At 67.6% G+C, this 7315-nt stretch carries 9 protein-coding genes; 7 read left to right on the forward strand and 2 right to left on the reverse strand.

Translation table 11 applies throughout. From position 1 onward, the window contains the following. Positions 1–737 (reverse strand): substrate-binding domain-containing protein (locus VN419_RS13220; protein ID WP_325647686.1); only part of this gene is annotated, 737 nt, incomplete at its 3' end. Positions 738–987: 250 nt separating this feature from the next. Between VN419_RS13220 and VN419_RS13225 the strand changes: the two genes are divergently transcribed. The 7 genes from VN419_RS13225 to VN419_RS13255 all read left to right on the forward strand — a co-directional run bounded on the left by VN419_RS13225 (position 988) and on the right by VN419_RS13255 (position 6359). Further along, entirely contained in the window at positions 988–1209 is a 222-nt protein-coding gene (locus tag VN419_RS13225) for a NifU family protein (protein ID WP_325647687.1), read from the forward strand. A gap of 3 nt (positions 1210–1212) precedes the next feature. Further along, positions 1213–2607 (forward strand): glutamate--tRNA ligase, encoded by a 1395-nt coding sequence (gene gltX / locus VN419_RS13230; RefSeq protein ID WP_325647688.1) that lies wholly within the window; start codon positions 1213–1215, stop codon positions 2605–2607. Positions 2608–2611: 4 nt separating this feature from the next. Continuing rightward, positions 2612–3652 carry a low specificity L-threonine aldolase gene (locus VN419_RS13235; RefSeq protein ID WP_325647689.1) on the forward strand — a complete coding sequence of 347 codons (1041 nt, stop codon included), beginning with the start codon at positions 2612–2614 and terminating at the stop codon, positions 3650–3652. A 220-nt stretch (positions 3653–3872) separates the two neighbouring features. After that, complete coding sequence (locus tag VN419_RS13240) at positions 3873–4271, forward strand: PA2779 family protein (RefSeq protein WP_325647690.1); 399 nt, start codon at positions 3873–3875, stop codon at positions 4269–4271. Positions 4272–4366: 95 nt separating this feature from the next. After that, positions 4367–4906 carry a C39 family peptidase gene (locus VN419_RS13245; protein WP_325647691.1) on the forward strand — a complete coding sequence of 180 codons (540 nt, stop codon included), beginning with the start codon at positions 4367–4369 and terminating at the stop codon, positions 4904–4906. Further along, positions 4903–5388: a tetratricopeptide repeat protein gene (locus VN419_RS13250; RefSeq protein ID WP_325647692.1), complete on the forward strand. Its 486-nt coding sequence runs from the start codon at positions 4903–4905 to the stop codon at positions 5386–5388. The genes VN419_RS13245 and VN419_RS13250 overlap by 4 nt, the downstream gene beginning before the upstream one ends. 62 nt (positions 5389–5450) lie before the next feature. Further along, positions 5451–6359 carry a DUF1566 domain-containing protein gene (locus tag VN419_RS13255; protein ID WP_325647693.1) on the forward strand — a complete coding sequence of 303 codons (909 nt, stop codon included), beginning with the start codon at positions 5451–5453 and terminating at the stop codon, positions 6357–6359. Positions 6360–6394: 35 nt separating this feature from the next. Here VN419_RS13255 and VN419_RS13260 read toward each other — a convergent pair whose 3' ends face one another. Next, complete coding sequence (locus VN419_RS13260) at positions 6395–7159, reverse strand: UPF0280 family protein (protein WP_325647694.1); 765 nt, start codon at positions 7157–7159, stop codon at positions 6395–6397. Positions 7160–7315 lie beyond the last annotated feature (156 nt).

Here is a 7315-nt window from a genome sequence, read left to right on the forward strand (position 1 = left end):
GTGGTTCCGGCGGGCGCGGCCAGGGCGTGGTAGGTGTTCACCAGGTACTTGTCGCCCTTGAAGAGAATCTTCAGCTTGGGCAGGGCCTTCTTTTCCGCCGCCCAGGTGCTGGAGTCGGTCATGAAGTAGCCGCCCTCGTCGTTGGCGCGCTTGAGCGTGGCGGTCATGAAGGCCTTGGTGACGACATACCAGTCGCCCGCCGGGATGACACCCGCCATCTTCCAGATGGAGATTTCCTTGCGATGCGTGCCGGAGTCATCGCCGCGCGAGAAGAACTTGGCCTGCGCGGCCGCAATCTTCTGGTAGGCCTCGGCCCCGGTCTTGGCGTGGGCGATGTGCGCCGGGTCGGCCGCGGGCCCAGTGGCGGGCCCGACGATGAAGAACTCATTGGAGCCGATGAGCACGCGGCCATTGGCCCAGCCTTCGGCCACGGCCTTCTTCTCCGCCGCCGGGGCGTGCACCATGATCATGTCCACCTGCTTGGCCTTCAGGTAGTCCAGGGATTCACCGCTACCGGCCTTCACCCAGTCCATGCGCGCATCGGCCTTTTTGGCGAAGGCCTCGCCCAGTTCCTTCAGCAGGCCCAGTTCGCCGGGGCTGCCGGTGGCCAGGCTGAACACGTTTTTGCCCGCGCCGTAGGATTCGGTCACCTTGGCCTTGGGCGTTTCGGAAAGGGTGAGGGCCAGGGCGGGCACTGCGAAAAGCAGCACGGCCAAAGCGAGGATGAGTTTGCGCATGGGGTTTCTCCTGTCACGGATTATGGGAAAATAGACATAATGGAAGTAGCGGAGAGCGGGCAGGGCGTCAACGGTTGCGCGCCGGGCCGGGCACGGAGTCGGGCGCGGGGGCTTGCCCCGGCTGGACCTGCGCGGCTGGGCTTCGTTGACAGGTAGGTTCAAAGGCCGTAGTTCTGCGCCCAGAATTTTCGCCCGCTGGCCGTCCCCTTTGGCGGCCCCAGTGCCGGGTTTATTTCATTGGAGGACACACATGCGCGAGAAAGTGGAGGCCGCCCTGGCCAAGGTTCGGCCCATGCTGCAGGCCGATGGCGGAGACGTGGAGCTGGTCGAGGTGACGGACAAGGGCATCGTGAAGGTGCGGCTGACCGGCCGCTGCAAGACCTGCCCCATGTCCAAGATGACCCTGCGCAACGGCGTCGAGCGCATCGTGCTCAAGGAAGTGCCGCAGGTCAAAGCGGTCGAGGAAGCCTAAGCCATGAGCATCACCACCCGTTTCGCCCCCAGCCCCACCGGCTACCTGCACATCGGCGGCGCGCGCACCGCGCTCTTCAGCTGGCTCTTGGCCAAGAACAAGGGCGGGCATTTTTTGCTGCGCGTGGAGGACACCGACCGCGAGCGCAGCACCAAGGAAGCCACGGACGCCATCATCGAGGCCATGGCCTGGCTCGACCTGGCCGCCGAGGGAACCGCCGTGTTCCAGAGCCAGCGTTTCGACCTCTACAACAGCTACATAGACAAATTGCTCGAGACCGGCCACGCCTACTGGTGCAAGTGCACCCCGGACGAAGTGGAGGCCATGCGCGAAAAGGCGCGGGCCGAAGGGAAAAAGCCCAAGTACGACGGCCGCTGCCGCGAACAGGGCCTTGGCCCCGGCGCGGGCCATGTGGTGCGCTTCAAGACCCCGCAGGACGGCGTAACCGCCTTCCACGACATGGTGAAGGGGCCCACCGCGGTGCAGAACGCGGAAATGGACGACATGATCCTGCGCCGCAGCGACGGCTCGCCCACGTACAACCTCGCCGTGGTGGTGGACGACCACGACATGGCCGTGACCCACGTGCTGCGCGGCGACGACCACGTGGCCAACACCCCGCGCCAGATCCTCTTGTACCAGGCCTTCGGCTGGAGCGTGCCCGAGTTCGGCCACGTGCCCATGATCCTTGGGCCGGACAAGGCCAAGCTTTCCAAGCGCCACGGCGCTCTCTCCGTCATGGAATACAAGACCATGGGCTACCTGCCGGAGGCCCTGGTGAATTACCTGGCGCGTCTGGGCTGGAGCCACGGCGACCAGGAGATCTTCAGCCGCGAGGAGCTGGTGCAGCTTTTCGGCACCGGCAACCTGGGCAACTCGCCTTCGGTCTTCGACGTGAAGAAGCTGGAATGGCTGAACGCCCACTATATCAAGGAAGCCGCGCCCGCGCGTCTGGCCGCGCTGCTGCCGGAGTACATCGCGGAGCAGGACGGCCTCAAGCTTGATCCCGCCTACCTGGAGAGCATCGTGCCCCTGTTGCAGCCCCGCGCCAAGACCCTGGTGGAAATGGCGGACATGGCCCGGCTGTTCCTGGTGGATTCCGCCGCCCTGGCCTACGACGAGAAGGCCGTGGCCGACCAGCTGAAGCCGGAAGCGCGCGAGCTGCTCACCGCGCTTCTGCCCATCTACGAAGCCCCGGCGGAATACGCGGACCACAAGGCCCTGGAAGCCGCCACCCAGGCCTTCCTGGACGAGCGCGGTCTGAAGTTCAAGGCCGTGGCCCAGCCCCTGCGCGTGGCCCTGACCGGCAAGACCGCCAGCCCCGGCCTGTTCGAGACCATGTGCGTGCTGGGCAAGGCCGAGAGCCTGGCGCGCATCAAGCGGGCCCTGGCGCTGTAAGGCCATGGCCCACGCTCCCTGCTTCGCCAGCGACAACTACGCGGGCGTGCATCCCCGCGTCATGGCCGCCCTGGCCGAGGCCAACCACGGCCCGGCCAAGGCCTATGGCGACGACGACCTGACCCGGGCCGCGCGCCTGCGCTTCAAGGAAGTGCTGGGCGAAAGCGCCGAGGCCTTCTTCGTGTTCCTGGGCACGGCGGCCAACGTGCTGGCCCTGCAGGCCATGACCAAGCCGCACCACGCCGTGCTCTGCGCGGCCACGGCGCACATCAACGTGGACGAGTGCGGCGCGCCGGAGCGGCACCTGGGCGCGAAGCTGATGCACGTGGACACGCCGGACGGCAAGCTGACGCCCGCGCTGCTTGAGCCCTTTCTGCTGCACCTGGGCAACGAGCACCACAACCAGCCCCGCGCGGTGTCCATCGCCCAGGCCACGGAGCTTGGCACCCTGTACAGCCTGGCGGAGATACGCGCCCTGGCGGACTTCGCCCACGCCAACGGCCTGCTGCTGCACATGGACGGCGCGCGCCTGGGCAACGCGGCGGCGGCCCTGGGCTGCGAATTCCGTGCAATGACGAGCGATGCCGGCGTGGACGCGCTCAGCTTCGGCGGCACGAAAAACGGCCTCATGTTCGGCGAGGCCGTGGTCTTCTTCCGGCCGGAGCTGGCGGCAGATTTTCCCTTTATCCGCAAGCAGGGCATGCAGCTCTGCTCCAAGATGCGCTTCATCGCTGCGCAGTTTCTGGCCCTGCTGGAGGGCGACCTGTGGCGCGAGAACGCCCGGAATGCCAACCTCATGGCCCGCCTGCTGGCCGAAAAGCTCGCGGATGCGCCGGGCGTGCGCATCGTCCAGACTCCGCAGACCAACGCCGTGTTCGCGGCGCTGAAGCCCCAGGTCATCGAAAGCCTGCAAAAGCGTTTCGCGTTCTATACCTGGGACTATGCAACGAACGTGGTGCGGTTCATGACCTCCTTCGCCACCACCGAGGCCGAGGTGGAGGCCTTCGCCCTGGCCGTGCGCCAGGAGGCAGGGGCGGCGGAGTAGGCGGGAGCGTTTCCCGGGAGTCTGGCCCTGCGCTTGCGGCGAGGTCCGCGGTTTTTGCTCCAAACGTTGACAGCAAAGCCGCAGACTTTGTATGAAGGCCTCGCGCGCCGCAGCCGCTGTTTTGGCGAGGCCTGCCTGGCGCATACGTAGAATTTTCCTTGCGTAACGCCACTGCGATTCCGTCATTGCAAGGCATTTCATCAGCCACACAGGAGGCCACATGCAGTCGATCCTTCACACGACGCTTATGCGCCACACCGCTTTCATCCTCATCGCCGTCATGAGTCTGTTCTCCTTCGTGCCCAAAGCCGAGGCCAGCCTCGTGCCCACGGCCATGAGCATGAGCTCCGAGCTGCGCAGCCAGGATCTGGCCTCGGTGCAGAAGGTGCTGGAGAACAAGGCCGTCAAGGCGCGTCTTTCCGCCCTGGGCTACTCCGACGCCGAGATCTCGGCCAAGCTGTCCCAGGTGTCGGATTCCGAACTGCACGGCCTGGCCTCGCAGCTGGACGCGCTGGACGCGGGCGGCGACGGCATCGGCTTCGTCATCGGCCTGCTGGTCATCGTGCTGCTGGTCATCGTGATCCTGAAGCTCAGCGACAAGACGGTCACCATACGGTGACCCGGCTGAGGGCAATGGACCGCGCACGCCCGAAACGGCATTCAGGACCGCCCTCCGGGGCGGTCCTCGCGTTTTTGCCAGCGCACGTCCTTGTGTTGGCCCTTGCGTTTGCCCTGGCCCTCAGCGCCTGCGCGCCGCTGCCCCAGGGCTTCACCCCGCCGCCGGGGCGGGGCGAGGTGCGCGGCGTGCCCTTCCACGCGCAGGAGGACCACCAGTGCGGCCCGGCCTCGCTCGCCATGGTGCTGAACCACCTGGGCGATCCCGCCACGCCGGAGGACATCTCCCGCGCCATATACCGCGAGGACCTGCGCGGCACCCTGAGTCTGGACTTGGCGCTGTACCCACGCGGGCGGGGCCATGGCAGCAGCTTCCGCCGCGGCGCGCCCCAGGACCTGGCCGACGCCGTGAACGCGGGCGTGCCTCCCCTGGTCATGGTGAACGAGGGCTTCGGCGGCATCCGCGTCATGCATTTCATGGTCATCACCGGGTACGACGGCCAGGGAGTGACGGCCAATTCCGGCCGCAGGCAGGGCGTGCGCCTCACCTGGGGCGAGTTCCTTTCGGCCTGGGACGGGGCCGACCGCTGGCTGCTTCTGGTGACGCCGGGCAAGGCTCCGGCCGGGGAGGGCAAATGAGCCGCAAACGTCTGCCGCTTGCCTTGCTGCTCCTTGGGGCGCTGGCCGTGGGATGCTTCTCCTGTTCCTCCATGCCGCGCATCAGCGTGCACGACGACCCGCTTTCCGGCGCGGAGCATGTGAAGCTCGGCATGGCTTACGAGGCCAAGGGCGAGGCCGAGCGCGCCGCGGCGGAATATCGCCAGGCCATGAACCGCGAGCCCCTGGCGCGGCTGTACCTGGGCAATCTGCTTTACGGCCAGGGCAAGCTGCCGGAGGCCGAGGCCGAGTACCGCGCCGCCCTGGAGCGCCTGCCCGGCAACCCGGAGGTCATGAACAATTTGGCCTGGGTGCTTTTGAAGCGCGGGCGCAAGCTGGAGGAGGCCCAGGATCTGGCCGAGCGCGCCGTGTCGCGCGCGGCTTCGGCCCCGGCCCGCGCCGCCTACCAGGACACGCTCTCGGCCATCCGCGCGGCCCGCTCCCCGGGCGTCACGCCGCAGTAGCAGGACCTTCCGCACCTTTCGCACGCGCCGCGCCTTCGGGCAGGGACGCACAAGGGGATCGCATGGACCAACGCTTCCGGCTCCTCGGCCCCGAGGTGGTCCATGACGCCGCCACGGGCCTTGTCTGGCCGCGCTCGGCCAATGTTCAGGGCTTTCCCCTCAGCTGGCCCGATGCCCTGGCCGCGGTGGCCGAGCTGAATCAGCAACATTTTCTCGGCTTTTCCGACTGGCGCATGCCCAACCGCGTGGAGCTGCGCTCCCTCATCGACCACGGCGCGCGCCAGCCCGCGCTGCCTGCCGGGCATCCCTTCCGCGACGTGTTTCTGGGCTGGTACTGGAGCAGCACCAGCAAGGCCGGGCAGGAGAACTACGCCTGGAACCTGCACTTGGAGGGCGGCAGGCTGTTCTACAGCCGCAAGGACGAGTTCCGGCTGCTCTGGCCCGTGCGGGGCGCGGGCGCAGTGCTGCCGCGCAGCGGGCAGGAGGTCTGTTTCGATGCCGCGGGCGCGGCGCTTCCCTGCGCGGGCAGCGGCCAGGACGGGGAGTTGCGCCTGGGCCTGCCCTGGCCCGCGCCGCGTTTCGAGGCCTTGGCTGGAAATGGGGAGCAGGGCGTGCTGGACCGGCTCACCGGGCTTGTGTGGCTGCATCCGGGACGGCTTTCCGCCGGGCTGCTGGACTGGCCGGGGGCGCTTGTCTTCGCGGCCTCGCAGGGCGAGGACTGGCGTCTGCCGGAGATCCGCGAGCTGGAATCTTTGGTGGATGCGGGCCGGGCCAATCCAGCCGTGCCGAGCGGGCTTGTCGAGTTGGGCACTGTGGGAGCCGAGGGCTTCTGGTCGGCCACGACGAGCGGCTTCGATCCGGCCTGGGCCTTTGCGCTCTATGCGCAGAAGGGCGCGGTGGGCGTGGGCTTCAAGGCGGGCGCGGAATTTCCGGCCTGGCCCGTGCGCGGGGCGCGCTGGGGATTGCTCTAGTCTTCCGGCCCTGTGTGCGCCCTACACATTGCCCCTCAGAATTGCGCCTCGGCCTCTAAGGCCACCAGCTCCATCTTGCCCCACACGCCGAGCTTGCCGCCCGCCTGCACGAACACGCCCTCAAGCCCCAGCGGGGCCATCTTCCTGGCCCGCGCCAGCACAAGGTCCAGGTCGTCCGCCGTGTCGATGAGGTTTGCCAGCGCCGTGGCCGCGGCATCGGCAAAAGCGCCGCTTTTGGAGCGCACCACCACCAGTTCGCCCTTGCCCAGGCTGAGCGAGGGCCCGATGAAGGCCGAGGACGCGCACAGGCTCAGCGGGAAATCTTTGGGCGAGAGCGAGAGCCCGAGCTGCGCTCCGGATTCCGGGTCGCCCAAAAGGGCCACGGTGCGCTCGCGCGTGGAGTGCAGGTAGAGGTCGCCGCCGTTTTCCACGATGATGTTCGGGTTTATGGGGGCGAAGTGGTCGGCCACCAGCTGGGCGAAGGTTCCGGCCACGGCGGCCATGGGGCCCACGTTCACCGCCGCCGCTGCGCGGGCCATCTCGCGCGCCACCAGCGGCGCGTCGTCCGGGACGGGCACGGGCACCAGGCTCTCGCGGAAGCCCGGCGTCATGAGCATGAAGTTCTTGAGCTCGCCGCGCAGGGTGCGCACCAGGTCAAGCATGGGCTCGCGCAGGTCGGCCTGGGCGGTGACGAAAAGATCCGTGTGCTCCAGCACCACCTGGAAGCAGGTTTCGCCAGCCTGCGCACGCACGGATTGCCGGTAGGCGCGGTGGGAAGAAAGGAATACTTGCTTCGACATGCGGAAGAGGGTACCAGAACGGAGCAGTGCCGAAAAGGCCAAGTTCGTGGCCCGAGCGGAGGCCCCGGAGCTTGACGGCCGGGAATCTTCCGTCTATACGGCTTGGTTCCGCGCTGCCGGAAACGATACCATCCTCTCAGGAGAACACATATGAGC

The sequence above is a fragment of the Humidesulfovibrio sp. genome, from assembly GCF_035560995.1.
GTDB lineage: Bacteria > Desulfobacterota > Desulfovibrionia > Desulfovibrionales > Desulfovibrionaceae > Humidesulfovibrio.

Excerpts from the sequence above, each read along its gene's own strand:
- VN419_RS13225 (WP_325647687.1), top strand. The coding sequence starts at position 988 with ATGCGCGAGAAAGTGGAGGCCGCCCTGGCCAAGGTTCGGCCCATGCTG.
- gltX (WP_325647688.1), top strand. The coding sequence starts at position 1,213 with ATGAGCATCACCACCCGTTTCGCCCCCAGCCCCACCGGCTACCTGCAC.
- VN419_RS13235 (WP_325647689.1), top strand. The coding sequence starts at position 2,612 with ATGGCCCACGCTCCCTGCTTCGCCAGCGACAACTACGCGGGCGTGCAT.
- VN419_RS13240 (WP_325647690.1), top strand. The coding sequence starts at position 3,873 with ATGCAGTCGATCCTTCACACGACGCTTATGCGCCACACCGCTTTCATC.
- VN419_RS13250 (WP_325647692.1), top strand. The coding sequence starts at position 4,903 with ATGAGCCGCAAACGTCTGCCGCTTGCCTTGCTGCTCCTTGGGGCGCTG.
- VN419_RS13255 (WP_325647693.1), top strand. The coding sequence starts at position 5,451 with ATGGACCAACGCTTCCGGCTCCTCGGCCCCGAGGTGGTCCATGACGCC.
- VN419_RS13260 (WP_325647694.1), bottom strand. The coding sequence starts at position 7,159 with ATGTCGAAGCAAGTATTCCTTTCTTCCCACCGCGCCTACCGGCAATCC.